Source organism: Burkholderia sp. JPY481 (assembly GCF_038900515.1).
Classification (GTDB): Bacteria; Pseudomonadota; Gammaproteobacteria; order Burkholderiales; family Burkholderiaceae; genus Paraburkholderia; species Paraburkholderia youngii.
In genome coordinates this window covers 736,722-763,132 of the sequence record NZ_JAYMRT010000002.1, presented here as the reverse complement: position 1 = coordinate 763,132, position 26,411 = coordinate 736,722, and the positions used below count along the sequence as shown (strand labels likewise).

At 60.3% G+C, this 26,411-nt stretch carries 22 protein-coding genes; 7 read left to right on the top strand and 15 right to left on the bottom strand.

Features of this window, described 5'->3' with window-relative positions; all coding sequences use genetic code 11:
• Positions 1-209: 209 nt before the first annotated feature.
• Together flgE and VSR82_RS08960 are read left to right on the top strand one after the other, a co-directional pair.
• The gene (gene flgE / locus VSR82_RS08965; protein WP_429455954.1) at positions 210-1,469 is read left to right on the top strand and encodes a flagellar hook protein FlgE; all 1,260 of its coding nucleotides are present in this window, start codon (positions 210-212) and stop codon (positions 1,467-1,469) included.
• Positions 1,470-1,580: 111 nt separating this feature from the next.
• Positions 1,581-2,126 carry a hypothetical protein gene (locus tag VSR82_RS08960; protein WP_498857638.1) on the top strand — a complete coding sequence of 182 codons (546 nt, stop codon included), beginning with the start codon at positions 1,581-1,583 and terminating at the stop codon, positions 2,124-2,126.
• A 70-nt stretch (positions 2,127-2,196) separates the two neighbouring features.
• On the opposite strand, the gene VSR82_RS08955 is transcribed toward VSR82_RS08960, so the two are convergent.
• The 4 genes from VSR82_RS08955 to VSR82_RS08940 all read right to left on the bottom strand — a co-directional run bounded on the left by VSR82_RS08955 (position 2,197) and on the right by VSR82_RS08940 (position 5,073).
• Complete coding sequence (locus tag VSR82_RS08955) at positions 2,197-2,631, bottom strand: hypothetical protein (protein ID WP_429455955.1); 435 nt, start codon at positions 2,629-2,631, stop codon at positions 2,197-2,199.
• Between the two features lie 78 nt (positions 2,632-2,709).
• Positions 2,710-3,102, bottom strand: a complete 393-nt coding sequence (locus VSR82_RS08950) for a DUF3331 domain-containing protein (protein WP_368585100.1) — start codon at positions 3,100-3,102, stop codon at positions 2,710-2,712.
• 165 nt (positions 3,103-3,267) lie between these two features.
• Positions 3,268-4,293, bottom strand: a complete 1,026-nt coding sequence (locus tag VSR82_RS08945; RefSeq protein ID WP_429455957.1) for a LysR family transcriptional regulator — start codon at positions 4,291-4,293, stop codon at positions 3,268-3,270.
• A 30-nt stretch (positions 4,294-4,323) separates the two neighbouring features.
• Positions 4,324-5,073 carry an SDR family NAD(P)-dependent oxidoreductase gene (locus VSR82_RS08940; protein WP_410850634.1) on the bottom strand — a complete coding sequence of 250 codons (750 nt, stop codon included), beginning with the start codon at positions 5,071-5,073 and terminating at the stop codon, positions 4,324-4,326.
• 110 nt (positions 5,074-5,183) lie between these two features.
• Here VSR82_RS08940 and VSR82_RS08935 point away from each other — a divergent pair, with 110 nt between their 5' ends.
• From VSR82_RS08935 to VSR82_RS08925, 3 genes are all read left to right on the top strand, one after another.
• Positions 5,184-6,137 (top strand): LysR family transcriptional regulator, encoded by a 954-nt coding sequence (locus VSR82_RS08935; protein WP_429455958.1) that lies wholly within the window; start codon positions 5,184-5,186, stop codon positions 6,135-6,137.
• 175 nt (positions 6,138-6,312) lie between these two features.
• A complete protein-coding gene (locus VSR82_RS08930) occupies positions 6,313-11,811 on the top strand; it encodes a trifunctional serine/threonine-protein kinase/ATP-binding protein/sensor histidine kinase (protein ID WP_498857637.1) in 5,499 nt (1,832 codons plus the stop codon).
• Positions 11,812-12,167: 356 nt separating this feature from the next.
• Positions 12,168-13,652: a catalase gene (locus tag VSR82_RS08925; protein ID WP_429455960.1), complete on the top strand. Its 1,485-nt coding sequence runs from the start codon at positions 12,168-12,170 to the stop codon at positions 13,650-13,652.
• A gap of 198 nt (positions 13,653-13,850) precedes the next feature.
• On the opposite strand, the gene VSR82_RS08920 is transcribed toward VSR82_RS08925, so the two are convergent.
• The 3 genes from VSR82_RS08920 to VSR82_RS08910 form a co-directional block, all read right to left on the bottom strand.
• Entirely contained in the window at positions 13,851-14,747 is an 897-nt protein-coding gene (locus VSR82_RS08920; RefSeq protein WP_429455961.1) for a LysR family transcriptional regulator, read from the bottom strand.
• Positions 14,748-15,459: 712 nt separating this feature from the next.
• Positions 15,460-15,879: a cupin domain-containing protein gene (locus VSR82_RS08915; RefSeq protein ID WP_368585528.1), complete on the bottom strand. Its 420-nt coding sequence runs from the start codon at positions 15,877-15,879 to the stop codon at positions 15,460-15,462.
• A 66-nt stretch (positions 15,880-15,945) separates the two neighbouring features.
• The gene (locus VSR82_RS08910; RefSeq protein ID WP_368585527.1) at positions 15,946-16,425 is read right to left on the bottom strand and encodes a carboxymuconolactone decarboxylase family protein; all 480 of its coding nucleotides are present in this window, start codon (positions 16,423-16,425) and stop codon (positions 15,946-15,948) included.
• Between the two features lie 89 nt (positions 16,426-16,514).
• On the opposite strand from VSR82_RS08910, the gene VSR82_RS08905 reads away from it, so the two are divergent.
• Entirely contained in the window at positions 16,515-16,823 is a 309-nt protein-coding gene (locus VSR82_RS08905; protein ID WP_498857636.1) for an ATP-binding protein, read from the top strand.
• A 58-nt stretch (positions 16,824-16,881) separates the two neighbouring features.
• On the opposite strand, the gene VSR82_RS08900 is transcribed toward VSR82_RS08905, so the two are convergent.
• The 7 genes from VSR82_RS08900 to VSR82_RS08870 all read right to left on the bottom strand — a co-directional run bounded on the left by VSR82_RS08900 (position 16,882) and on the right by VSR82_RS08870 (position 22,827).
• On the bottom strand, positions 16,882-17,688 hold the full coding sequence (locus VSR82_RS08900; RefSeq protein ID WP_498857635.1) for a c-type cytochrome: 807 nt from the start codon (positions 17,686-17,688) through the stop codon (positions 16,882-16,884).
• Positions 17,685-19,319: a b(o/a)3-type cytochrome-c oxidase subunit 1 gene (locus VSR82_RS08895; RefSeq protein WP_429455963.1), complete on the bottom strand. Its 1,635-nt coding sequence runs from the start codon at positions 19,317-19,319 to the stop codon at positions 17,685-17,687. The genes VSR82_RS08900 and VSR82_RS08895 overlap by 4 nt, the downstream gene beginning before the upstream one ends.
• Positions 19,306-19,881, bottom strand: coding sequence for a cupredoxin domain-containing protein (locus VSR82_RS08890; protein ID WP_410850640.1), 576 nt, complete (start codon positions 19,879-19,881; stop codon positions 19,306-19,308). Before VSR82_RS08890 ends, VSR82_RS08895 begins: the two co-directional genes overlap by 14 nt.
• A 2-nt stretch (positions 19,882-19,883) precedes the next feature.
• Complete coding sequence (locus VSR82_RS08885; protein WP_498857652.1) at positions 19,884-20,057, bottom strand: hypothetical protein; 174 nt, start codon at positions 20,055-20,057, stop codon at positions 19,884-19,886.
• A gap of 68 nt (positions 20,058-20,125) precedes the next feature.
• The gene (locus VSR82_RS08880) at positions 20,126-21,472 is read right to left on the bottom strand and encodes a c-type cytochrome (protein WP_498857634.1); all 1,347 of its coding nucleotides are present in this window, start codon (positions 21,470-21,472) and stop codon (positions 20,126-20,128) included.
• Positions 21,469-22,140 (bottom strand): c-type cytochrome, encoded by a 672-nt coding sequence (locus VSR82_RS08875; RefSeq protein WP_498857651.1) that lies wholly within the window; start codon positions 22,138-22,140, stop codon positions 21,469-21,471. Before VSR82_RS08875 ends, VSR82_RS08880 begins: the two co-directional genes overlap by 4 nt.
• A 375-nt stretch (positions 22,141-22,515) precedes the next feature.
• Positions 22,516-22,827 carry a DUF3331 domain-containing protein gene (locus tag VSR82_RS08870; protein WP_498857650.1) on the bottom strand — a complete coding sequence of 104 codons (312 nt, stop codon included), beginning with the start codon at positions 22,825-22,827 and terminating at the stop codon, positions 22,516-22,518.
• Positions 22,828-23,704: 877 nt separating this feature from the next.
• Here VSR82_RS08870 and VSR82_RS08865 point away from each other — a divergent pair.
• Positions 23,705-24,742: a LysR family transcriptional regulator gene (locus VSR82_RS08865; RefSeq protein ID WP_429455966.1), complete on the top strand. Its 1,038-nt coding sequence runs from the start codon at positions 23,705-23,707 to the stop codon at positions 24,740-24,742.
• A gap of 81 nt (positions 24,743-24,823) precedes the next feature.
• On the opposite strand, the gene pdxR is transcribed toward VSR82_RS08865, so the two are convergent.
• Complete coding sequence (gene pdxR, locus VSR82_RS08860) at positions 24,824-26,347, bottom strand: MocR-like pyridoxine biosynthesis transcription factor PdxR (protein ID WP_429455967.1); 1,524 nt, start codon at positions 26,345-26,347, stop codon at positions 24,824-24,826.
• Positions 26,348-26,411: the final 64 nt, after the last annotated feature.

Below are 26,411 nucleotides of genomic sequence, written 5' to 3'. Positions count from 1 at the left end.
TCTCCATCAGTTGAAATCCGCAGCAACCGCCTGAAGCAGAACATTAATTCCCAATAGCCGCGCTATTTTATGAATATACGGAACAAATATTTGGACGAAGTTTCATAAATAATAGGAAAACACATCACTTAGAATTCCTCGGGCGAAACCGCCTGCCTCCGGCGGAATTACATCACCACACACTCTGATGTTCGACCAAGGAAGACCATATGAGTTACCAGACGGGGCTAAGCGGCTTGCATGCCGTCTCAAACGATCTTGATGTCATCGGCAATAATATTGCAAATGCCCACACAGTGGGATTCAAACAAGGCACGGCGGTTTTTTCCGACATGTACGCTAACGCGATGCTCGGCGCGACGAATAATCAGATCGGCATCGGTGTTGCAACGTCGACGATCGTCCGGGACTTCTCGGAAGGAACACCTACCCAAACAGGTAATCCGCTCGATCTCGACATTAGAGGAAATGGTTTCTTTCTGCTTTCTCAGAACGGTACTCTGGTCTACTCGAGAAACGGTCAATTTCAGCAAGACAGTGACGGAAATATTATTAACAGCAGCAATGGCCTTCCGTTAATGGGATACGCAGTTGGTCCGAATAGTGTCGTCGACACTTCACGACTGATTCAATTAACGACTGCGACCGTGGCAAATCTGCCCCCGAAGCCGACCAGCGCGATCGCGTGGTCTTTCAATCTCAACGCGGGAGATGAAACCCCGAAAGTCACGCCGTTCGACCCTACCAACAACCAGAGCTACAACTTCGCAACGACGGCTACTACGTACGATTCAGAAGGTAACGAGCATCAGATCAGCATTTATCTTGTGAAAGATCCGGCCACCCCCAATCAATGGAGTGCCTATATAGCGCCCCAAGGTTCGGATGTCACCGTTGACAATGGAACCGGGACGCCTTCCCCGTACACGCAAATCGGAACACTGACTTTCGATTCCTCCGGGAGACTCACCAGTTCGAGTTTCCTTTCGTTCGAGATGAACACGACTAATGGCAGCGCCAGCCCGCAAACGATTGCCATCGATCTCGGCAACACCACGCAGTACGCCGCGACGACAGACAGCGTGACCCGGTATCACCCCGACGGATACGCCGCGGCCGCTTACAACGGCACACTTTCCGTCGCTGACGACGGCACCATCACTGCCGGTTACACGAACGGGGAGACACTCGTCATTGGGCAAGTGGCGACGGCGACTTTCGCCAATCCGAATGGGCTTCAAAGTCAAAGCGGCAACCTGTTCTACGCAACTCTGGCGTCAGGGGCTGCGCAAATCGGCACGCCGGGCACTTTCAACCACGGTGTGCTACAAGGATTTATGCAGGAAAGTTCGAACGTTGATCTGACTGACCAGCTCGTAGCGCTCATTACGGCGCAACGGAACTATCAGGCCAACGCTCAAACGATAAAGACCCAGCAAACCGTCGACCAATCGCTCATCAATTTGTAGCCAGGACAGGACCAGGCAGGCGGCGTCCTGCCTTTGCGCTCACCTGAACCCTCCAGTACTTCGTGTGGCGCTAGCTGCGCTGCTAGCTCTCACCACAGTCCCCAAACCGATATGGACAGCACCTCGGTTGTATCAGCTCCCTCCGTCTTCAGGCCGTTTTGTGTGACGGGGGAAGCTGGAAATTCGCTGACGGAGATTCCGATTGTCAAGGCCACCCGACTCAAGCCCTCCACGCTGGCCGCTACGCCAGCGGGATGGTCCGGCTTCCAGGAGTGTTGCGTCTGTCCTGACGACTGGAACGTTGACTTTGTAGCCGCTTATTTTTCCCCATTTCAAATTGAAAATGAGCAGATCATCTCAACGGTGACTTTTAACGTCACGATGCAAAGTGACGCTGCATACCCGGTACGGGCAACTGGGTATGTCTTTGATGAACTGGACCATCCCGTGGGCAGTCTGGACCTGAGACATTTCGGGCAACGAATGCCCCGTGCGCTGCAATTCGACGTTTCTGCACACCAGTTACCGATGTCGAGTCGCTTTCTGATCGCCTTCCAGATTGGTGGAGGGGGAAGCACGAAGATCCCGCGCCCCCCGCTCATCACGAGCGTCACAATCGACGTTGTAGCCCGCGTTCTGACGACCGTCGAGAGTTAATGTCCTGACGCTGGCATATCAGGGGCCAGCGGTGAAGAAATAAGGCGATATCGTGCGCATGCGCCGAACATCATCCAGACACGGCGGTATGGCGTGATGACAGCAAAGCGACGAATAACAGGCCCTTCAGTGCGCATTCGACCAACGACAACCAGAACGCGACACGAAACCCCGCGTACTCGGCGGGCAGCGCCGGCGCGATGGCGATAACGCTCAACACACACAGGAAGGCAAGTGTGCCGCGCGCCGCCGCGCTGCCCCTGAGCACATAAAATGCGAGAAGAAGCCAGATTACGGTGGCAAGCGCAAGCGCGAGCCGCTGCATGTCGTCTGGCGCGACCCAGAATTCCATGGGAAATTCGACGAGCGCCCACAATGCAGTGATTTTGACGAGGCGTCTCGTCCATGAGGTGCGCCGCGGGACGGCGAAGCCAGCGACGTCTGTGTCATCGCCCAGCACCGGCGCATCTGGGGCTACCGAAACGCCGGCCTCTTCTTGTCCCATGGTCATGTTCCTGTAGTGTTGCCTGCACGCGACCCGAAGACGGTCAGCCCGATTCCCGGCAGCGCTTGCCGCATTCGCTTACAAGCGCTTCTCCAATTCGTCTTTAAGGATCATCGCGTCTGCGTTCACGGCCTGAGGGCGCCTACGTTGGGGCCGGTAAACGTACTCGTCGAACTGGATCTGGCGACCGCTGACTGCACATACTCCTGAGTGACGAGCACGAATCAGGTGCCATTCCTGGTTTCCGTAGACACATCGCAACGGGTCCAGCCACGCGAGCGTGACGCTCGTTGTCGTGGCACGCTCCAAAAAGCGGATTGTCAGTCCGTCTGCCCGCTTTCCTGCCGAACGTTCCGACCATCGCGTCCACTCCGATGCAACGTTGCTTCCCGAGCTCTTCTCACCCGACAGTTGCCCAAGGATGCCAATAGTCATCAGCCACGGATCGAGAATATTCGACTGCGCCTCCATATTCGGGCTCCTCTTGCATCGTTGCGTGTTCTTCAAGCTAAGTCGGATTCGCATGCCAACGTGAGCGTCCGGAAAAGCGCTCCACGTCAGGTGAAATCCTAGGCGCCATGTGCGAGCGGCAGTAGCCCTGAGCACGGGCTCACCGTGTTGTCATCGCATCAACAATCAAGGACAACAGGCTGGAGGAACGACTTCAGTTGGACATTGCAGATCGAGCGCGCGGATCTGCTCGGTCATGTAATCGATAAAGACCCGAATGCGCGACGGCAAATGCTTGCGGCTCAGATAGCACGCGTAATGACCGCGGTCGTCGGGCGCGTACTGTGCAAGGCACGCGTACAGACGCTTCCCGCGCAGCAGTTCGCTCACCTGGTAGGCTGCGAGCTGGGCAATGCCGTGGCCCGCAAGCACTGCCTGCAGCATCAGATCCGCATCGTTGAGAACGTGCACGGCCTTCGGGACCACTTTACGGCTCACGCCGCCGACCTTGAATTCCCATCCGGCGATACGGCCCGAAGCAAGACGGAGATTGATGCAGCGATGCATCTCGAGGTCCTCGACGGAGCGCGGCAAACCGTGGGCGCGCGCGTATTCCGGCGACGCACACACGATCATCTGCATCGGGATCAGCTGTTTGGCGACGACCTGGCTGTCGTCAAGCTTGCCGTCACGAAACGCGACGTCGATACGCTCCGTTGTGAATTCGACGGGGCCGTCCTTGAGCATGAAGTCGAGCGCAATATCGGGGTACGCCGTACAGAAGCCGCTGAGCAGCGGCGCGACGATCGTGCGGCCGAAGCCCGTCGTCGAGCAGACGCGCAACTGGCCGCGCGGCGGACCCTGGCGAAGTTCGCGCATGTCCGCGAGAGCCTGGACGATGCGCTCGACAGCGGGGTTGCAGTTCTGATAGAAAAGTTCGCCTTCGCGTGTCAATGCCGTGCTGCGCGTGGTCCTCAGCAGGAGCCGCGCATCGATTTGCGCTTCGAGTTTCTGGACGTTGCGGCTTACAGCCGAGCGGCCGATGCCGAGCCGACTGGCAGCCTTCGCGAAGCTGCCTTCGCTCACTACCGCGAGGAAGGAGATCACGCCCGCATAGCTGGTGGCGAAACTGGATGCGAGCGAGTCGTCGCTCGAAGCCGGGGGAGACCTCGTCAAGCCAGTCGGGACGAGAATGTGCTGTTTGCCGTTCATTTCACGAGCCGTTAATCACTTCGGGTCAACTCATATCAGCGACATACCGCCATCGACGTTCAGATTGATGCCGCTGATGAAACTGCTTTCGTCGCTGACAAGGAAGAGCGCCGCGCGCGCCAATTCTTCGGGACGGCCGAGGCGACCCAGTGGAATGCGGCCTGCAACGGCCGCCTCGAATGCGGGCCGTTCGGCGCTCCCGATGCCGAGTTTCCCGAGAATTGGCGTATCGACCGGTCCCGGACTGATGACATTCACGCGAATGCCACGTGCCTGGAATTCGAGCGCCCAACTCCGCGCAAATGCCTCGATCGCGGCCTTGGTGCCGGCATAGACGGCGTGCCCCTCGAACACCTTCGAACTCGCAATCGAACTGGTCAGCAGAATGGCGCCGTGCTCGCGCATCAACGGTGCGATTTTCTGGACGCCAAAAAAGACGGCTCTGGTGTTAGTCGTGAAGTGAAGGTCGTACGATTCGTGGCTCACATCGCTCGAGGGCGCAATAGTATTGATTCCCGCATTGGCGAAGTAGATATCGAGTCCGCCGAAACGGCGGGAAACCAGCGAGGCCACCTCATCGTGCGTTTGCGGGTTCGCGAGATCGCCCGTCAACCCGATCGCCCTATCTCCAAGTTCGGATACGGCCGCATTGACCGCATCTGCCCGGCGGCCTACCACGATCACATTCGCACCCTCCTCGACCAACAGCCTGGCTGTCGCCAACCCAATTCCGCTATTCGCGCCTGTGACGACGGCGACCTTATTTGCGAGCCGATTCATTTTCTTTCCTCGTCCTATTTCGCCGATCTGGCGTACAGCCGGAATGTAGCAACGGCTGCGAAGGCGCTAAAGTCACACGATGATCATTTCACTTGTTCCGTTCTGTCATCATGTCTGTCGAAAATTTCAATGGTCTTGCCGCATTCGTCCGCGCCGTCGAGACTGGCTCATTCACGAGTGCAGCGCAAACGTTAGGCACCACCCCTTCCGCAGTGTCCAAAAGCATCGCGAGGCTCGAAAAGCGCCTGGGCGTCAGGTTGTTTCAACGGTCGACGCGCGCCTTCCTCCTGAGCGCGGAAGGGCAGGCGTACTACGAGCGAGTCGCTCCGCTCGTGCGCGGCCTGGAGAGTGCAGACGAAGTTCTGCGCTCTCCCGCGACCGCCACGGGAAGATTGCGCGTGAGCCTGCCAGGCGAGTTAGGGCGCCTTTTGCTGGACCCGCTCACCCGGCAACTCATGACGAAACATCCGGAACTCGCGCTCGATGTGAGCGTCAGCGATCGCCATGTCGATCTGATCCGCGATGGCTTCGATATCGCGATCAGAGCAGGATGGCTGGGAGATAGCGGTCTGCATGCGCACACCATTGCAGAGTTGCCGCTGGTGCTGGTGGCTGCGCCGGCTTATCTGCGTGAACACGGAACACCGCGGAGGATCGCGGATCTCATCGCGCATCGACACGTGCGCTATCGCCTCAACGGGCGCGCGTATCCCGTGATCTTCGCAGATGGAACGACTGTCGCTGTCGACGGCGTGTTCGACGCGGACAGCGGCGACGCAATGCGGGTGGCAGCGTTGAATGGACTGGGTATTGCGCAGATTCTGGCGATCGCCGTGCGAGATGACCTCGCTGCCGGACGGTTACGCACCGTGCTGCAGGACGAGGCGCTGGCGGCCGTGCCCGTGCATGCGCTTCATGCCTTTGGACGGGACATTCCAATGCGCGCAAGGGTATTCATGGATTTCGTCACGGCACAACTGGTTGGATGGAAGGCCACGCCTGCCGCGTCCGTCCGTGTAGCTGCACCACGTTCGCACCCGAAGGTGAGATCGAAAAGGACCTGATCGCGCTGTCACTGCCGTACGTGCGAATGATGCCGGGGAAAGGATTCACGCATGATGCTGCTACTTGCGCCCCCGTTGATAATGATCCGCATTACCAATGACGCCGCCATAAGGAACGTGTATTCTTCCGAAGTGCCTGTATCCGCAGAATTTGACCTATCTCGTTGCGACTCCGATGGATCAGAAAAGAAATGTTCTATGGGACGACGGCGAGCGCATTTTCTCGCGAGAACAGTTCCCGGTGGTCGCCGGCCAGAGTGTGCTGCTCGCACGGCTTGCCGCTGACCAGCCGATGCCCGCCAGTCTCGATCGTCTTGCCCACGAGTTCGGGCTGAAGGACGAGCTTGACAGTGCGTGGGCGGTACGGCCGCTGAGGCTGGTGCGCGAAGGCGGCCAGACCGTGCTGGCGCTCGAGGACCCCGGCGGCGAGCCGCTCGCGCGTCTGCTCGGCACGCCCATGGAGATTGGCTATTTCCTGGAACTCGCCATTGGCATTGCCGCCGCCCTCGGCAAGCTTCACCAGCGCGGCCTGATCCATAAGGATCTGAAGCCCGCGCATATCCTCGTGCATTGCGCCGACGAACAGGCGCGGCTGACCGGCTTCGGCCTGGCCTCGCGACTGCCGCGCGAGCGGCAGGCGCCGGAGCCTCCCGAAACCATCGCGGGAACGCTCGCCTACATGGCACCCGAGCAGACCGGACGGATGAATCGCTCGATCGATTCGCGCAGCGATCTGTATGCGCTCGGCGTCACGTTCTATCAGATGCTCACGGGTGTCTTGCCGTTTGCCGCCACGGACGCGATGGAATGGGTGCACTGCCATATCGCCAGAACGCCATTGGCACCCAATGCGCGGGTGGAAGCCATCCCCGCCGTCATCTCCCGCATCGTCATGAAGCTGCTCGCCAAGACCGCCGAGGAGCGCTACCAGACCGCTGCCGGTGTCGAGCATGATCTGCGGCGCTGCCTCGCCGACTGGGAGCGTCAGCGCCGCATCGACGACTTTCCGCTGGACGAGCACGGCACCCCCGACCGGCTGATGATCCCCGAGAAGCTTTACGGACGTGAGCGGGAAGTCGAGACCCTGGTCAGCACCTTCACCCGTATTGTCGAGACCGGCACACCCGAACTCGTGCTGGTTTCCGGGTATTCGGGCATCGGCAAATCGTCGGTGGTCAATGAACTGCACAAGATCCTCGTGCCGCCACGGGGATTGTTTGCATCCGGCAAGTTCGACCAGTACAAGCGCGATATTCCGTATGCAACGCTGATCCAGGCATTTCAAAGCCTGGTGCGCATGCTTCTGGGCAAGTCCGAAACGGAGCTGGCGGGCTGGCGTGCCGCATTGCTGGACGCGCTCTCGCCCAATGCGGCGCTGGTGAGCGAACTGATCCCCGAACTGAAGCTGATCATCGGCGAGCCGCCCGCGGTCCCGGAGCTCGAACCACAACAGGCGAAACAGCGCTTCCTGCAGGTGTTCCGGCGTTTCATCGGCGTATTCGCTCAGGCCGACCATCCGCTCGCACTGTTCCTCGACGACCTGCAGTGGCTCGACGCAGCGACCCTGGACCTGCTCGTGGACCTGCTGATCCAGCCGGAACTGCGCTACCTGATGGTCATCGGCGCCTATCGCGACAACGAGGTGGATGCCGCTCATCCGCTGACAGCCCGGCTTGCAGCGATCCGCAGCGCGGGCGCGAAGATCGGGGAAATCCGGCTCGCGCCGCTGACCGGTGCGCACATCGGGAATCTGATCGCGGACGCGCTGCACTGTGCGCCTGAAAAACTTGCGCCACTGGCGCGCCTCGTGACCGACCGGACCGGTGGTAATCCGTTCTTCGTGATCCAGTTCCTGCACGCGCTGGCCGAAGGCGGTCTGCTGGCATTCGATCACGATGCGCGGCAGTGGCGCTGGGATACCGAACGCATCCACGCCAGCGGTTACACCGACAACGTCGTGGACCTGATGGCCGGCAAGCTGACGCGCCTGCCGCCCGCGACGCAACGCGCGCTGCAGCAGCTTGCCTGTCTCGGGAACACCGCGGACATCGCGACCCTGTCGGCCGTGCTCGGCATGCCGGAGGCGGGGATTCACGCCGTGGTCTGGGAGGCGGTTCGCCAGGAACTCGTCGTGCGGCTCGAAGGCGCCTACGCGTTCGTTCACGACCGGGTTCATCAGGCCGCCTATTCCCTGATTCCTGAATCATCGCGCGCCGACGCGCATCTGCGGATCGGCCGCCTGCTCATCGCGCAGGCCCCGGCGGAAAAACGCGAGGAAGCGATCTTCGAAATCGTCGGGCAGCTCAATCGCGGCGCCGTGCTGATCACCGAACGGGATGAACGCGAGCAACTGGCCGAACTCAATCTGCGCGCTGGCCAGCGCGCCAGGGCGTCGGCAGCCTATGCCTCGGCGCTCGCCTATTTCAGCGCCGGCGCCGATCTGTTGAATGACAATGGCCGGGAACGCCGGCATGAGTTGACCTTTGCACTGGAGCTGAACCGGGCCGAATGCGAGCTCCTGACGGGACAACTGCTGGCTGCCGAAACGCGACTGGCGGAGTTATCGAGGCGTGCTACGACCACCGTCGAGCGCGCCCGGGTCGCGTGCTTGCAGATGGATGTCTTCCTGATGCTCGGCAAGCGCGAGATCGGGGTCGCTGTGTGCCTCGCCTTCCTTCGGCATGTGGGCATCGACTGGTCACCGCATCCGGACGACGCGGCCGTGCGCAGCGAATACGAGCGCATCTGGCCGCTACTTGGGGAGCGGGCCATCGAGGAGCTCATCGATCTGCCGCCGATGCAGGACGCGGTCGCCCTCGCAACCATCGATGCAGTGATCTCGCTAGTCCCGCCTGCCCTCCACAGCGACGGGAACCTCGCTTGCCTGACGATCTGCAAGGCAATCACGCTGAGCCTCGAGCACGGCAATAGCGACGCCTCGTCCGTGGCCTACGCTAATTTTCCGAGGTTCGCCGGACGCGTTTTCGGCGACTATCAGGCCGGTTTCCAGTTCGGCGAGCTCGGCTGCCAACTGGTCGAACGGCGTGGCCTCGAACGCTACAAAGCGCGCACGTATCTGTCCTACTACATGTATGCTGCGCGCCTGGTTCAACCCATGCGCAATTGCGCAGAGCAGATGCACCGCGTTTTCGACATGGCCAATCGGACCGGCGATATTCCGTGGGGGGCGTTCTCACGCAATCACGTCGTCTCGACCCTGCTTGTAACCGGCGCACCACTATCCGAGGCGCACCGGGAGACAGAATCCGGCATCGCATACTGCGAGAGAGTGCAGTTTCCGATGGTCACAGCCTTTAGTGGGCTGCAGCTCGCACTGATCCGGACGCTCCGCGGCCTGACACCGGGGTTCGGCAGCTTCGATTGCGCCGAGTTCGACGAGCTTCACACAGAACGTCACCTGTCTCAAACCTCCGTGTCGTACGTGTGCATGTATTGGATTCGGAAGCTACAGGCACGCTATCTTGCCGGCGACTATGAGGCGGCCACGCACGCGGCTGCACAGGCGAATGAGCTAGGCTGGGTCATGTACTCGTTCACCGAGGAGGCTGAATATTGCTTCTATGCCGCGCTGGCGTGGGCTGGCCGGATCGACGCCATCCCGGCTGGCGAGCGTACGCAGCACCTTGACACGCTGCGCGCCCATCAAAAGCAACTGAGTATCTGGGCAGATCTTTGCGCGGAGAACTTCGCAAGCCATACCGCGCTGGTCGGCGCCGAGATCGCCCGCATCGAAGACCGCGTGATCGACGCCGAAATGCTCTACGAACAAGCCATCCGATTGGCGCAGGATAGCGATTTCGCGCACGTCGAGGCACTGGCCAACGAACTTGCGTCCCGCTTTTATGCCGCACGCGATCTTCGCAAGTTTGCGCGCGTTTGCATGCAGGACGCCCACAATGGCTATCTGCGTTGGGGCGCCATCGGCAAGGCGCGGCAACTCGAGGAACAGTATCCGTACTTGAGAACCGACGAGGCGGCGGCGACCGGACCGACGAATACGATCGCGGCACCCATCGAGCACCTCGATCTGGCGACCGTGATCAAGGTGTCGCAGGCGGCTTCCGGCGAGATCCATCTGGAAAAGCTGCTCGGCATGGTCATGCGCACGTCGATCGAGCAGGCGGGCGCCGAACGGGGCTTGCTGATCCTGTCGAATGCGGGCGGCCATCGGATCGCTGCGGAAGCCACCACCGCCGGCGACGCGGTCCACGTGCAGCTCTCCGACGCCCCGCTCACCGCAGCGATGTTGCCGGAGTCGATCCTCAACCAGGTCTTGCGTACGCGCGAGACTATCTTTCTGGACGATGCCGCAACGGATCCCATGGCTGCCGCGGATCCCTACGTCCGTCTGCATCGCGCCCGGTCCATTCTGTGCCTGCCCTTGATGAACGCAGCCAAGCTCATGGGTGCGCTCTACCTCGAGAACAACCTCACTGCCCGCGTGTTCAGCCCGGCCCGGATCGCCGTGCTGAAGCTCGTGGCCTCGCAGGCTGCGATTTCGCTCGAAAATGCCCGTTTGTACCGCGATGTCGCGGAAAGCGAAGCAAAGATCCGGCGTCTCGTCGATGCCAACATCATTGGGATCAATGTCTGGCATGCCGACGGGAATATCCTCGAAGCCAATGATGTATTTCTGCGCATGGTGGGCTATGACCGCGACGATCTGGTCTCTGGCCGCGTCCGCTGGCTGGATCTGACGCCACCGGAAAAGCATGACGACGCGATCCGCGCGCGCATCGAGTTAACGGAAACTGGCCGCACCAAGCCGTTCGAAATGGAATACATCAGGAAGGACGGCAGTCGCGTTCCCATTATTGTGGGCCTCGCTGCGTTCGACGCAAGCGGCCGGGAAGGCCTGGCGTTCGTACTCGATCTGACCGAGCAGAAGCAGGCGGAACAAAAAATCCGCGAGAGCGAGCAGCGCTACCGCGAAGTACAGACCGATCTGGCGCACGCGAACCGCGTGGCGACTATGGGGCAGCTCGCGGCCTCGATTGCTCACGAAGTCTATCAACCCATCGCCGCGACGGTGGCCCATGCAGAAGCCGGATTGCGATGGCTGAACCGCGAGCCCGCCAACCTCACCGAGGTCGGCCTGGCGCTCGACGGCATCCTCAGGGATGGCAACCGCGCCGGCGAGGTGCTCGGGCGACTGCGGCAACTGATCAGAAAGGCGCCACGGAAAAAGGAGCCGGTGAACATCAACGAGGCGATCCGCGAGATCGTCGAACTCGTGCGGGGCGAAGCAAGGAAATGCGGCGCCCTGCTCGTGATGCAGCTTGCAGAGTGTTTGCCCTTCGTCGAAGGCGACCGTGTGGAACTGCAGCAGGTCATGCTCAACCTGATCATCAATGCGCTGGAGGCAATGAGCGGCATCGATGGGGTGCGACAGGTGCATATCAGTACCGGTGAAGTCGACGGCGCGTGCGTGCTCGTGACGGTGCGCGACTCGGGTCCGGGCTTTGGTCCGGACGGCGCCGAACGCGCATTCACCGCGTTCTACACCACGAAGTCCACGGGCCTTGGCATGGGGCTTTCGATCTGTCGTTCGATCATCGATGCGCACCGCGGCCGACTGTGGGTCAGTGAGTGCTCTCCATGCGGCGCGCTCGTTCAGTTCAAGCTACCCCGGCATCGCGCGGTTTTGTCGTGATCGTCCGTGGCGACATAAAGCCGAATAGCGAATAACGACGACTGCAGTCATAGATTCCATCTTTTCGACGCTGGTAGAGATCGGGGTCGTGCTTACCTTCGTTGCATTTTCACGACGCAGCTCCAGCGCGCGAACCTCACTGCTCAAATTATCATGCTCGAGAACGGGCACGTAATAGCCGATCGATTCAACTAAACCGTTCGGTTTCTGTATTACGTTCTTTTTTGCAGGATGTTCCGCCAGGTATTGCGTCGCATGATGCCTGCAATGCCGGGCAACGTAATTGCGCTGAATCCAGGCCTGTTCGCACGGTGGTTCCCCTATTCCCCAATCAACCCATTCCTGGAGACTTCACAATGGGCAAGCTCACGACTGCATTTGGCGCACCGGTGCCGGATAACCAGAACACGCAAACCGCAGGACCCAGAGGTCCTGCCCTGCTTCAGGATGTCTGGCTCCTTGAGAAACTCGCGCATTTTGACCGGGAAGTGATTCCTGAGCGTCGCATGCACGCAAAGGGATCCGGGGCATTCGGTACATTCACCGTGACGCATGACGTCACCCAATACACGCGGGCAAAAATCTTCTCGTCCGTCGGCAAGAAAACTGAAATGTTCGCGCGATTCTCGACCGTTGCGGGTGAGCGCGGCGCGGCCGATGCCGAACGCGACATTCGTGGATTCGCCCTGAAGTTCTACACGGAAGAAGGAAACTGGGACCTCGTCGGCAATAACACACCGGTCTTTTTTCTCCGTGATCCGCTCAAATTCCCGGACCTCAACCACGCCGTCAAGCGTGATCCGCGAACCGGCCTGCGCAATGCCGACAGCAACTGGGACTTTTGGACCCAGCTTCCCGAAGCGCTGCATCAAGTCACGATTGTCATGAGCGATCGTGGTATTCCGCGCAGCTTCCGGCATATGCATGGATTTGGCAGCCATACATTCAGCCTCCTCAACGCGAATAACGAGCGGTTCTGGGTCAAGTTTCATATGTCGACGCAGCAAGGCATTCAGAACATAACCGACGAGGAGGCGAACGCACTGGTTGGGGCCGACCGCGAGACGCATCATCGTGATCTTTACGAGGCCATCGAACGAGGAGAATTTCCGCGCTGGAAACTGTATTTCCAGATCATGCCGGAAAAGGAGGCCGCCACCTATAAGGTCAATCCGTTCGATCTCACGAAGGTTTGGTCGAAAAAGGACTACCCGCTAACTGAAGTTGGCGAGTTCGAACTCAACAGAAATGCGGAAAACTGGTTCGCGGATGTCGAACAGGCGGCGTTCAATCCCGCAAACGTTGTGCCGGGCATCAGCTTCTCCCCTGACAAGATGTTGCAGGGGCGATTATTCTCTTACGGCGATGCGCAGCGATACCGACTAACGGTGAACCATCATCAGATCCCAGTGAATTCTCCGCGCGGTACCAGCCACTACAACAGTTATCATCGAGACGGCTTGCTTCGTGTCGACGGCAATCGAGGTGGCACGCCTTCCTACAATCCGAATACGCGCGGAGCCTGGCTCGATCAGCCCGACTATAGCGAACCGCCGCTCTCCATTGAGGGAGCAGCCGCCCACTGGAACCATAGAGTTGACGAGGACTACTATTCCCAGCCCGGCGATCTGTTCCGTTTAATGTCGCCAGCACAACAGAAAGCCCTGTTCGAGAACACCGCACGCGCAATGCGCGGCGTTTCACGCCCGGTCCGGGAGTTGCACATAGCTCACTGTACGAAGGCAGACCCGCTGTATGGCACGGGTGTTCGAAATGCGCTCGAAGCGCTGGATGCATCGGGAGAGAGCGCAACTCGATCGGAGCTGCAAACGCACAAGTAATGCGTACTTTTCCGGGAGCGTCAAGATGACTTAGCGGGCGCCGGCTCGCATCCTGGCGATCACGTAGGCCGACGTCACTTGCAACGCCGGATGCGAACGAACCGATCGCATGGACATCACGGAGCCGCTATCGTTGGAGGCATAAGGCATACACGTGCCGGATAGCGGCTCGCGTCGCTGGCAGGCCAAAGGCTAGCGTCAGGCTTCGTCGCCCTTCGCCTCGCCGAATAGGTTATTAGCCACGAAGTCCACGAATGCCCGTATTTTCGTCGCCATATGCCGACTGGATGGCCACACTGCCACGCACTGGTAACTGCCAGAAACATGGTCTCCCAGCACGCGCCGCATTGAGCCATCCTTCAATTGCCGCTCGATCGCGAATTCCGGCAGGCATGCGATGCCGGACCCGCACTCCACCAGATTGACCAGTGCGCCAAGCATCGAAACCGCCATAGAGACAGGCGGTTCGCCGGCGTCCGATTCGCTGAGCCCGAGTGGCCATCGGATCAGCTTTCCGGCATCTTTCAGATGAATGCAGACGTGATGCGCAAGGTCTTGCGGTGTCGCAGGTATTCCGCAGCGCTCGAAATAGGATGCGGCACCCGCAATACAAACCTTGGAGTACCCAAGGTGCTTCGACATCAGTCGGGAGTCTGTATCGAGGCCGGGACAGATTGCAACATCGAATCCGCTTTCTATCAAACCGGCAGCGCCAGTTCCCCACTCGATATCGAGTTCTATTTCTGGAAAGGCAACGATGAACTTGCGGAGTACCGGGGCGAGATAGGCACTGGGAATCTGCGCAATCACGCGTAGCCTGCCGCTCGGAGCCTTTCCTCTCCTGGTAAAGCGCTCCTCGATCATCTCCAGTTCTTCGATGATCCGTCGACAGCTTTCCAGGAGCACTTCGCCCTCGTGGGTAAGCATTACGTTTCTGGTGCTGCGATGAAACAGGCGGATGCCCATCCGGTCTTCGAGACGGGCAATCGATTTTGCAATCGCTGACGCGGAGAGGCCGAGCCGCTGAGCAGTTCGCGTGAAGTTGCGGGTCTCCGCCGCGTGTACAAATATGCTGAGGGTACCTAATGTGTCCACCCTACGGTTCCCCGGTTAAGTAGGATCGCGCGCCCAAATACTCATAATTCAGGATTTACGCCCGCGGTGTCCCGAGTACCGCGAACGAACTGCAAGTCGTAGTTTCAGGTATGCACGAACTCGGTTTCTGAAAACCAGAGTTCGTGGTTCGGCGCGGAAAGTGTGCCTGTGTTTCTCGCAAATCGCATGACTCGAATGACTGGTTGAAATCGCCGGGATTCGCGTCGAAAAGATAACTTTACGAATTCAGCGGCGAAATCGGAAGGTACAAGAAATGACAATCTGATTAGGTCATGAATACCTATTGCGAACGCCGTACCGCGGTGCTGCACTTCGTGGCCTTATAGGCTATGCGTGGTTCGAGCGGGGGCAATTGGACAATACGGCGGCGCTAGACTGCGCCTGCGCAATCAGACCCGCCTCGTTTGAACGTGTGTTGGGTGACGGGCTGACGCAATGGCGTGAGCCCGTCAATCTCGGGATATCGGTGTATGACAGTCACTCGGCAGCAGCGCTGCAATCTGGCGCCGAATGCCGGGGTCGAGAGGATCGGAAGACCGTCACGTGCAGCACGCTGCTGAGTCGCGAAACAAAAGAGACGTGCGCCGGCCGGAGCCGGGCCGCTATACAACGCAAGCGACGAACGGGTGGTACGCGTGCGCTGACGCGTTCACCCGTGCGAACGTTTTGGCGGATGCCGCCGTCGCGACAGTCAATGGCCCTGTTTCTCGGGAACCAAAACCGGCGCGCCCTGGTTCTTGAGCAGCAGCACGACGAACTTCGCCGGCTGCGTCTGGCTGGCGTTGCGCCCCACCGTATGCACGTCGTTCGGACCTTCGTAGAAGGTCTGGCCGGGCGTCAGCGTTACTTCCTTGCCACCCTTGACCTGCATGACGATGGATCCCTCCAGCACATAGATGAAACCGTGCGCGTGATGGCGATGCACGGGGTCCTCGGCTCCCGGCGGATATTCGACGCTAATCATCAAGGCTTCTTTGCCCGGATAATCGCCAAGGCGTTGCGTCATCAGTGGAGTGACAATGGCCTCAGCGGGCGTGCCAGCGTGAGCGATGCCCAGCGACGCGCCCACGGCAAGCAAGGTCACGAGTGGGGCTTTCTTCAGGCGAAGCATATTCGTGTGCTCCAGTATGAGCCGGCCCGTGCGGACCGGTGCCAACGAAACGTGTAGAGGATGCGCTCAGCTCAGATTCGCCTTGTCGAGGCCGTACGCTTTATCGGCCGAACCCGGCACGGTCCTGAACGCAACGTTCACGCGATTCCACGCGTTGATCGCCATGATGTCGAACGTCAGGTCCGAGAGTTCCTTTTCGCTGAACTGCGTGCGCACGCGCTCGTAGATATCGTCAGGCACGCCTTGCTCCGGAAGCTTCGTGAGCACTTCGGTCCAGGCGAGCGCGGCGCGTTCACGCGGAGCGAACAGCGTCGATTCACGCCAGGCCGTGAGATGATGAATGCGCAATTCGCGCTCGTCGTGAATCTTCGCTTCCTTTACGTGCATGTCGAGGCAAAACGCACACCCGTTGAGTTGCGAAGCGCGAATCGATACGAGATCGCGAACCGATTCTTCGATCGCGCTCTCTTTCAACAGATTGCTGAACTCCAGAAACTTCTTGAATAGTTCCGGCGATTGCTGGATGTAGTTGATACGCTGCGACATGATGCCTCCTGGTTGAAATGAGCAGATATGTGTGGCGTGGGGGATGCGTTCAGCAGCATCGAACCCGCACGAAGGCATCTTAGGACCCCATGATCCCAACCGGTAGACGCGGCAACCGGCTCACGATGTTGCTCGGGCAGCACCAATCAGACTGTGTGACCTTTTCGCGTGAGCCGGGGTGTCGCGCACCGGCACTCCGGGGTGGAATGTTCGCGTTGAGCAGATGCGCATCGCCGCCGGCGTTTCGTCTGCACGCGGGCGGCCACCGTGGCATGGGACTTTCTATCTCGCGTTCGATCATCGATGCGCACCGCGGCCGACTGTGGGTCAGTGGGTGCTGCCCACGCGGCGCGCGCGTTCAGTTCAGGCTACCCATGCATCCCGGCGTTCCGTCGTAGTCGTCGGGGATTTGCCTGAAAAAATCCGGCTGCGCAGTCGGTCGCCTAAATCGCGCATTCACGGCTGAACCGCGTAATACTTTGCGAGACCGTCGATCTCTTCGGGTCGAAGTTGCCGCGCGACGTTGCGCATTTGCTCGCCGATGTCGTTATGCCGGGTGCCGCCAGCAAATGCGCGCATCTGAGCGGCAAGATACGAGGCTGACTGCCCGTCGAGCGAGGGCGCCGCGCCCTTGCGGTCGATCGTGCCGTGGCACGCTGCACAAGGAGCGATATTGCGGATCGGCGCGCCTTGCATCGCAAGCGCGTGTGCGGCGCCGTAATCGCGGCTGCCCGCTTCCTGCAACTGCGTATGGCGTGGCCGGCTCGAATAGTATTCGGCGACATCGTGCAGATCCTGGTCACTCAGGCTCGCGATGATTGGCTGCATGATCGCGCTCTCCCGTGCGCCGCTGTGAAAGTCGCGCAGTTCCTTGTAGATCGCATCGGCATACTGGGCGGCGAGCGCCGGAGCCGTTATGCCGGCCGGGTTCTGTGCGCCGTGGCACATCGAGCAACGCTGCGTGGCGAGCGTGGCGCCGCGTCCGCTCGAGACCGCGTCGATGCGAACGGCGCGCAGCGGCGGTAGCACGACGACATTGCTCGGCGGTGCGTCAGGCACGTTGTCGGTGCCCTTGGACCCCGACGACGGCACACCCGCCGCGCTGCAGATCGCGCTCCACAACTCGTTCGCCGTGAAGTCGCGCTGCATCGATGGCAACCAGACGAAGCCAATGAGAATCGCGAGGACAGCGACGAGAAATGTCCCGCCGGCGCTCACGGTAAACCACGGGTTGCGAAGGCTGAACACGCGTTCCAGTTTCATCGCGGTGCTCCCACGGCAACGGCCGGAACGGAAGTGTTCGGCAGACGCAGCAGCTGCACGATCGGCACCGAGTAGTTGACGACGGTGAGGCCGATCATCAGGGCAATCCACAGCCTGAAGCTATTGAGCGCTACCGGCACGCGCTCGACCGGATGCACGCAGACACTGAACTCGAACGGTTCCGGCGTTTCATGCGTACGGTTCGACGAACCGAACTGGGCCTTCGCGAGAATGTAGACAAAGAGCGCACCGGAAATGAGCAGCACGATGCCGCCGAATGCGGAGACTGCCACCCATATTGCCTGCGGCGCGATAGCGGGGTTCGTGTAATCGTAATACGCCATGCGACGCGGAGCGCCCAGGAGACCGACGTAGTGCCAAGGGAAGCTCACCACCAGCATGCCAATGAACCACAGCCACAGCTGCTTGCGGATCAAGCCCTCATCGGGCTTGCGTCCTGTGAGTTGGGGCCAGAGGTCGTAGGCGATCGCAAAGTACATGATCACGACCGCGCCACCGAAGATCAGATGGAAGTGGCCAGTGATCCATTGCGTGTTGTGGATCGTCGAATCAAGGTGGTAGCTCATGTTGATGAGCCCGCCGGCGCCGCCGAATCCGAGCATGACGAACGAGAACGCAATGGCGAGCATCATCGGATTGCGCCACGGCAGCGCCGTGAGCCAGCCGAATAGTCCGGTGCCGCCGCGCAGGCGACCCGCAATCTCGACCGACGCGCAAATCGTAAACACGGTCAGCAGTGTCGGCACGGAGACCATCGCCGTAAACATTTGGTGTATGAACTTGAAACCGGTGCCGACCTGCGGATCGGTGTACAGATGGTGAATGCCGATGGGCATCGCGAACACCAGGAACATCACGAACGCGATGCGGGCCATCGAATCGCTGTAGAGCCGCCCGCCGATGGCGCGCGGCACCAGTGTGTAGTACGCGGTGTAGGCCGGGATGAGCCAGAAGTAAACGATGGCGTGCAGCGTCCACGAGAACAACACGCGCGCGAGACCCACATCGATGGTCGACTTCAGGCCGAGCGCCACCGGCAGGATCTGGAACAGGATCTCGAGTGCCGCGCCTACCGCCGTCCACGCCCAAAGATACGCGCCCGCCACATTGGCGAACATGGCGAGCGGAATCGGCTGACCGGGATTGACGCGCCTCCATGCACGCAGATTCACGTACATCAGCGCGACCCATATCCACGAGCCGACTACCACGAGCACGATGCCGAGGTAGTAGAACACACTACCGATCATCGGCGGATAGAAGGTGAACAGCACCGAGGCATGGCCCGTCGCAACGGGCGCGAGTGCCATCAAGGCGCCCACCGCGAGCAGGATGAAGGCCGCCCATGCCCATTTGAGTCCGATCAGCCGCTGTCTGAGTGAGAGCTCGCAGATTGCGTAGCCAAACCCCATTGCGACCAGCGTCGGCAGCGCGTAGGCCATAACGGTTCCATGCGCCGTCACGGAACGGTAGTAGATCTCTGGATTGCCCACCCACGCGAACAGTGGACTGCGCACGAGCATCTGCCACGCGCCAAGCACGAGCGCGACAAGGAACGAGACAAAGGCGAGCCAGAAATGCGCGAGAACGAGCCGCTTAGCGAGAAACACAGCTGAGCCTCCGGGAGTGGCGGGCGGCCTCGAAGAACGTGGCCTTGTCGATGACTTTCACGTGAGCCCACATGGTTTGATGGCCGAAGCCACAGTACTCGTGACACGGCATCAGGTGTTCGGCCGGCTTCGGGAAAACGGTGGCGAGCGTCGAGACATAGCCTGGCTCGATCATGGCGTTGACATTTGTGCCCATGATCTCGAGGCCGTGCACGACATCGGCGCTCGTGACGCGCAGCGTCACCGGTGTATCGGCCGGCATCAGCAGGCATTGCGGCGTGAACGAGTATTGCTGGGCAATGAAGCGCACCGTGACGGAGCCATCCGGCTCGACCGCGCTGCCCAGGTTGCTCTCGACGAATTCCCCTGACATCTGCAGTCGGCTCGGGTCGATCGTTTCCACGCGCGACGGTGACGTCATCGCCGAGTGCATGCCCAGGTAGATCATCACGATCACGAGCAGCAGGATCAGGCCGCCGGCGAAGACGGCCCAGCGACGCTCGACGCGCATCGCGACCGAGCGGCCATCATGATTGGGTTGGTGCGAGGTTTCGGTCGACATGATCAGCTGATAGGGCCGCGCGGCAGGAATGCGAGGAAATAGAAGGCGAACCAGATCGCGAACACGATCACGGTGGCCGCACCGGCCAGCGCGATCGCGCCGCGCGGTCCGCCGGCGACGATGAGCTCGATCGTGGCGTCCAGCAGCGGATCTTTGCGGTTGTCGTTGGTCTCCATCATGGGGTTCTCAGTGAGGAGGTGGTGATACGAAACGATGCCCGGATACCGCGCGTCGTCGTGCTCGTCTAGCGCAATGGCGCCTTGCGCAGTTCGTTGACCTCTTTCGCCGTGACCGGCAGGCCGTGGTTGCCCCACGCGGTCCGAATGTAAGTCACGACCGCGGCTGCGTCGTCGTCGCTCAATTCCTGCGCGAACGGCGGCATTCCGTACGGTTCAGGGTTGCGCCGCGTACCCGGCGGGAAGCCGCCATTGAGCACGATGCGAATCGGATTGACCGCCGAATCCATTTCGATCGACTGGTTGCCGGCCAGCGGCGGATACTTCGGCACGTTCCCCTTGCCATCGCTGCCGTGACAGACCGCGCATTTGTCGCTGTACACCTGTGCGCCGCGCGCGAATACCTTCGTGTCGGTCGCCGCGGAGGGGCCGTTCTTGCGGCCCTTGTTGTCCGGCAGCGCCTTGAGGTAGATCGCCATCGCCCTGACGTCGTCGTCGCTCAGGTACTGGAGGCTGTGGTAGGTCACCTCCGCCATCGGGCCATACACCGCGCCACGCTCCGAGAGACCCGCCTGCAGCATATCGACGATGTCCTTGATGCTCCAGTCGCCAAGGCCGCCGTCCTTGTCGGAGGTCAGCGACGGGGCATACCACTGCTGCACCGGGATCAGGCCGCCCGCGAACTCTTCGCTGCGCGACGAACCGCCGAGCATGTTGATCCGCGTATGGCACATCGTGCAGTGGCCGAGGCCTTCCACGAGGTACGCGCCGCGATTCCATTCGACTGACCGCGTTGGACTCGGCTGATAGGCCCCTTCGCGGAAGTAAAGCGTGCGCCAGCCGATAAGCAGTTCGCGCTGGTTGAACGGAAATTTCAGTTCATGCGGCCGATTCGGCTTCGGTACCGGCACGATCGATTGCAGGTAAGCATAGATCGCATCCGAGTCCTCACGGGTGACCTTCGTGTACTGCGCGATCGGCATGGCCGGATAGATCAGCTTGCCGTCGGGTGACTTGCCCGTGCGCATCATCCTGAAGAATTCGTCCTTGCTCCAGTGGCCAATTCCGTACTGCGGATCGGGCGTGATGTTGGGCGAGTAGAGCGTGCCGAACGGTGTTTCCATCGCGAGCCCGCCCGCGAAAAGCTTGCCACGCGGCGCGGTATGGCAGGCGATACAGTCGCCCGCGCGCGCGAGATATTCGCCACGCGCGATGATCCCCGACCGCGTATCGGCATCGGCGGATGCCGCCTGCCGAGTTTCCGCGCTCGCCGTGGTGCAAACGAACATCGACGCGGCTATAGCAGCGACGAACGAAACGACGGCTGTAGCGCGTTCGAACACGCGGCGCGAGCTGACGTACAGCGAACGCGGCTCCAGAACGCACGAAGCGGGACGGGAAATTCGATTCCTCATTGCATTTGGCTCCCGCATGCTAGCGGCAGCTTTAAACCGCCTGGCGGCGACGGCCAGGGATCGTCGGGCCGAGGCTGCCGCGCGAGCCAGCTGGAAACCGCATAGATATCGCGATCATTCAGCCTCGCGGCGATCTCATGCATGCAGTCGGGCGCGATTGCGTGTCGCGTGCCCGAGCGCCACGTCCCCATCTGCCCGGCGATATAGCTCGCATGGAGACCGAGCAGGCCGGGCACGCCGGGCTTCGCGCCGGTCAGGCGCGCTCCGTGACACGCCGCGCACGCGGGCAGCTTGCGTGACGCGTCGCCGTTCATCACGAGTTGCTTGCCGTGGTCGAGCACATCGGGCGGCACCGCGGCAGTATCGGGATCGGGATACGGAGGCTGAAAGCCAGCGAAGTACTGGGCGATCCTGCGCAGATCTTCATCGGTCAGAAACGCCAGCAGGTAACTCATCGGCGGATAGGTCCGGCCGCCGTCGCGAAACGCGGACAGCTGATTAAACAGATAGTCAGCAGGCTTGCCGGCAATGCGGGGGAAGTAGTCGTTGCTGCGCCCCTGCCCCTGTACACCATGGCACGACGTGCAGGCGCGCATACGCTCGTCCATCGCGGACGACGAAGCCGGTGACTGGGCGAATACGCACGCTGATGCGAGGTATAGCAACACGAAGAGCGACGCGTTAGTAAATGCGCGATGCACGACAAGTCTCACGGAAAAATATAGAAAGTTCAGAGCTCTGTGTGCGAGCCGAATATTGCTTTCATTCAGATGGCAAGTAGTGCATCGCAAAGAACAAAAAACTCAGAGCATTTCGCGGCGTTCAACCGAGCCATCTACCGGGCGGATCGGATCTGACTCACCATCATATGAATGCCTTGTCCCCGATAGAAGATCAGCAGTGCATGCTTCTGAGTTTCCAGAAAAGCAACAATCACAGCATGCTTGCCTCATCGATAACGTATGGGTTGTGATGGACCCCGCCTATAGCCGATAACGAACAGTGACCATCGATCGAATCCTGGCGTTGTCATTCCAGTGACTTCACTGATCGCCCTGTAACGCAATGGGATGAATCATCGCATTCGCGTTAACCGGCATCCTCGGGCGCGTTGCCCGAGGACGATAGACGATCTCACCCCGGCGGATTTTCATTCCACTTATCGCGCAAACTCCGGAGTGGCGTGCGCGAGTCAGATGCCACTCCTGATCATGGTAAGCACAACGCAAGGGATCACTCCAGGCGAGCGTAACTCTCGTGGCAGTCGAACGCTCTAGCAGCCGTACCGTGACGCCCACGACCGGCACCGTTGACACGTTCTGCACTTCCCGCTTGAACAAAGCGGCAACGCTCATTTCGCCGTTTACGGGTAGCTCGTCCGACAATTGCCCCAGCAACCCGACGGTCCTCGCCCATGGATCGCAAATATCCGATTGTTCCAATACCATACGGGTTCCTCCAAGTTGGAATGATTGCTGCTCGTCAGGCGGCTGCGAGAGGCGAATCGACGAATTCGATTACGCCGCGTCACACGTCATTTCGGCATTTCGGGACCGCTCGCCGCACAAACACATCAGAGGATTGCCGTCGGTATCGATCGGCTGGCGCTCTACTCGAATCGGTGTTGCGGGTGTGGGCGGGTCACAGTCAGGCAGATTTCATGGTCCGTCTTCCTATTGCTAGTCCGATCTCCGTGCTGAACAGATGCAAATGCAGGCTGAATCGTCATGGTCAACGGTATCCCTGATAGAGCCACGTCGCCACCCTACTTTGAATTGGCATAAGCTACTTACCGGATTGGAACGCTCATACCTTCGTATAGTAGAGACCACCGTACCGTCATCTCATCGTAGGTATCGGGAACGGTCCACTGTCGTTCGCGTCATTTCGGCGTCATGCAAGGTAAGCCTTTTAGTGCTCTGCAATCACGCACGATGGCAAGTGTCGGATTTGCTCTCTTACCCGATGTCCAATACAGCGTTGTTATCGAATCCGGCTCCGATTTCCACCTCTCTAATTTTTTCGATTATCAATTAGCGACGGTCGATTTTGAATCGAAACACTTGACCAAACAAAGGTATGCGGGGTCCGTACGATCGTAGACTGGTATGAGGTACGCGCGCGAAGTAACTTGGCTTGGGGAAACGATCGCTGTGGAGCTCTGTCCCGTTCGCGCGGGACGACATGCCCATGGTCTCAACGTCCGCAAGTCGAACAGCTTTGGAGCGTTTCATGAATCAATTGAATATCTCGCCACCCGCCTTTCCTGCCGATTTTCTGAACCACGCCGATCCTTTCTTAAACTGCTTTGCGAGCAGCTATGCAGGCATCGTCACGTTCATGGCGGTTGCTAAAGAAGGGAGTTTTGCCAAAGCGGGCGAGCGACTTGGAGTTGGACGCTCGAGCGTCTCGCGCAGTGTCCAGCGGCTCGAGAAGCAGCTCAGCACACGCCTATTCCTTCGAACGACGAGAACCACGCGCCTGACGCGCGAGGGAGAGCGCTTTTTTGAGCACTGCAATCTTGGTGTGGCTCATATCGTCGGGGCCGTCAACGACATGCTCGACCTGCGCCACGGTCCGCCTCGTGGCTTGCTGCGGGTCTCATCGGGCATCGGTTTCGGGCGCAATGTGGTCGCGCCGCTATTGTTGAAGTTCGCCGAGCTCTACCCGGACATCTCGGTCGAACTGCTTCTCGATGACAAACCGGTGGATTTCGCCGGTGGCCAGATCGATGTTGCGTTCCGCGATGGACACCTCACGGACTCCCGCATCGTCGCAAAGCGGCTGATTCCGATGCAGCTCATCGTTTGCGCGTCGCGTGCCTACGCCGAGCGGCACGGACTTCCTTCCAGCCTCGGCGAGCTTGGCCAGCACGAGTGCATCAACATGAAACATTCAACTGGGCGAGTGGTCGAGTGGGAGTTCATGGTGGAGGGCCGGACTCAAAAATTCCTCCCTCCCTCCAAGTTGACGTTCAATGACGCGGATCTCGTACGCGATGCCGTCCTCGGTGGTCGCGGCATTGCGCAGATGCCGGCGCATCAGATCTGGGACTGCGCGAGGCGCCAGGAGCTTGTGATGACGTTGACCCAGCATGTGTCGAAGGAGCGCGCCTACTACATTTGCTACCTTTGCCGTGAACACCTGCCGATCCGGGTCCGCGTCTTTATCGATTTCATGACTGAGCAGATCCGGGCGCTTGATCTGAATAATTTGGACCGCGCCAATGCGAGCGAGGCTATGAACTGCATTGCGGCGATGCCAGCGTAGTGTCCGACCGGCGGCAGCGTTGCACGCGATCCGGACCGTTCCATGATTTAAGCGGTCGCAACGCTTGATCGATTCGTGATGTCAGTCGTCCAGGCAGGCTCGCAACAATTGCGCGAGACGCTCGGCCTCCCGCGCATCGGCAACGTTCGCAAAGCCCATCACCAGACCGCGCGGAGTGTGCGGTGCGCGGCCATCCGCGTACCAGCTCGAAAGCGGCAGAACCGCAAGTCCGGCTTCGCGGGCGCGGGCGGCAACTGCGACATCGTCGATTGCGCCATTGGGGCCTTCGGCGAATCGGGTCGCAAACTGCACTCCGCCCGATGGCGGATCGACCATCAGCCGTTCTCCGAACGCCCCCTTCAACGCGTCCACGATCAGCATGCGACGCTCCTCGTACAACGCGCGCATACGCTTCAGATGGCGCGCGAAATGTCCCTGCCCGATGAAATCCGAAGCAACCGCCTGCAGCAATGTCGAAGCGCCTGCGTTCATGCTGTGCGTCACCCGCTCGACGCTCTCGATCGCCCGTTCCGGCACGACCACATACGCGAGCCGTAAGCCCGGAAAAATCACCTTGCTGAAGGTGCCGCAATAGATCACGCGACCGTGCCGGTCAATGCTCTTCAAAGCCGGCAAAGGTCGGCCCGTGTAGCGGAACTCGCTGTCGTAATCGTCTTCCAGGATCCAGCTAGAGGCGTTCTCCGCCCAATCGAGCAGTGCGATCCGCCTCGCGAGTGACAGCGTGTGCCCGAGCGGACTCTGATGCGACGGCGTAACGAGTGCAAAGCGTGCCTGCGCGTCCAGTTGTATGCCGCGCTCGACGTCGATCCCTTCGCCGTCGACCGGCACCGGCACGAGCCGCACGCCGGCATCGGCCAGAAAGCTGCGTGCGAGCAGATAGCCGGGATCTTCGAACCACATGCGATCGCCCGCGGATGCGAGACTGCGCATCACGAGTTCGAGCGTCGCGCGGTAACTCCCGGTCACGAACACCTGTTCGGGCAGGCAGGTGACGCCGCGCGACAGTCCGAGATGGGTAGCGATGTGTTCGCGCAGTGGCTGGTAGCCGGCCGGCGCTGGATAAGCGAGTGCCGCACGTTCGCCGCTGCGTACGCGAAACGAGAACAGCCGGTTCCAGACCTTGCGCGGAAAAGCGTCCAGCGCAGGCAAGCCCGGTTGTAACGGCAGCGGTTCGCCGCTGAAGGGGACGACCGGTCGATCCAGCGCCGATTGACTGCCGTGCGGCGCGACCGGCTCAGTCGTCACTCCGCCTGCGACCGCGCGAGGCCTGTCGAGCGAGTACCGAACGGTTTGCAGCCTTGACGATCGCATCGCCGACACCGGAAGCGATGGCGATACGAAGGTGCCCGCCGCGCCGCGCACCTGCAGGTAGCCCTCGTCGACGAGGGTCGTGTACGCGCGTTCAACCGTGCCGAGTGCGGTATTCAGCTGCGTGGCCAGACCGCGCAATGCGGGCACGCGGTCTCCAGGGCGCAGATTCCCCGCGGCGATCGCAGTCCGGAAGCGCTCGCAGATTTGCAGATAGATCGGCAACTCATGTTGCGGATCGATCTCGATGGTCAATGCCGGTAACGGTGCGGTCATTACGGTCTCGCGTGCGAACGAAGCAGAGGTGACGTTTTTGGTGAACTCGGGATTACAGACAGTG

Bases quoted from the DNA above. Each gene is read 5' to 3' on its own strand.
- VSR82_RS08945 (WP_429455957.1), bottom strand. From the start codon at position 4,293: ATGAACGGCAAACAGCACATTCTCGTCCCGACTGGCTTGACGAGGTCT.
- VSR82_RS08900 (WP_498857635.1), bottom strand. From the start codon at position 17,688: ATGAAACTGGAACGCGTGTTCAGCCTTCGCAACCCGTGGTTTACCGTG.
- VSR82_RS08955 (WP_429455955.1), bottom strand. From the start codon at position 2,631: ATGGGACAAGAAGAGGCCGGCGTTTCGGTAGCCCCAGATGCGCCGGTG.
- VSR82_RS08925 (WP_429455960.1), top strand. From the start codon at position 12,168: ATGGGCAAGCTCACGACTGCATTTGGCGCACCGGTGCCGGATAACCAG.
- VSR82_RS08880 (WP_498857634.1), bottom strand. From the start codon at position 21,472: ATGAGGAATCGAATTTCCCGTCCCGCTTCGTGCGTTCTGGAGCCGCGT.
- VSR82_RS08890 (WP_410850640.1), bottom strand. From the start codon at position 19,881: ATGTCGACCGAAACCTCGCACCAACCCAATCATGATGGCCGCTCGGTC.
- VSR82_RS08885 (WP_498857652.1), bottom strand. From the start codon at position 20,057: ATGGAGACCAACGACAACCGCAAAGATCCGCTGCTGGACGCCACGATC.
- VSR82_RS08950 (WP_368585100.1), bottom strand. From the start codon at position 3,102: ATGGAGGCGCAGTCGAATATTCTCGATCCGTGGCTGATGACTATTGGC.
- VSR82_RS08940 (WP_410850634.1), bottom strand. From the start codon at position 5,073: ATGAATCGGCTCGCAAATAAGGTCGCCGTCGTCACAGGCGCGAATAGC.
- VSR82_RS08865 (WP_429455966.1), top strand. From the start codon at position 23,705: ATGAATCAATTGAATATCTCGCCACCCGCCTTTCCTGCCGATTTTCTG.
- flgE (WP_429455954.1), top strand. From the start codon at position 210: ATGAGTTACCAGACGGGGCTAAGCGGCTTGCATGCCGTCTCAAACGAT.
- VSR82_RS08915 (WP_368585528.1), bottom strand. From the start codon at position 15,879: ATGCTTCGCCTGAAGAAAGCCCCACTCGTGACCTTGCTTGCCGTGGGC.
- VSR82_RS08870 (WP_498857650.1), bottom strand. From the start codon at position 22,827: ATGAGCGTTGCCGCTTTGTTCAAGCGGGAAGTGCAGAACGTGTCAACG.
- VSR82_RS08960 (WP_498857638.1), top strand. From the start codon at position 1,581: ATGGACAGCACCTCGGTTGTATCAGCTCCCTCCGTCTTCAGGCCGTTT.
- VSR82_RS08905 (WP_498857636.1), top strand. From the start codon at position 16,515: ATGATCCCAACCGGTAGACGCGGCAACCGGCTCACGATGTTGCTCGGG.
- VSR82_RS08930 (WP_498857637.1), top strand. From the start codon at position 6,313: ATGGATCAGAAAAGAAATGTTCTATGGGACGACGGCGAGCGCATTTTC.
- VSR82_RS08910 (WP_368585527.1), bottom strand. From the start codon at position 16,425: ATGTCGCAGCGTATCAACTACATCCAGCAATCGCCGGAACTATTCAAG.
- VSR82_RS08935 (WP_429455958.1), top strand. From the start codon at position 5,184: ATGTCTGTCGAAAATTTCAATGGTCTTGCCGCATTCGTCCGCGCCGTC.
- pdxR (WP_429455967.1), bottom strand. From the start codon at position 26,347: ATGACCGCACCGTTACCGGCATTGACCATCGAGATCGATCCGCAACAT.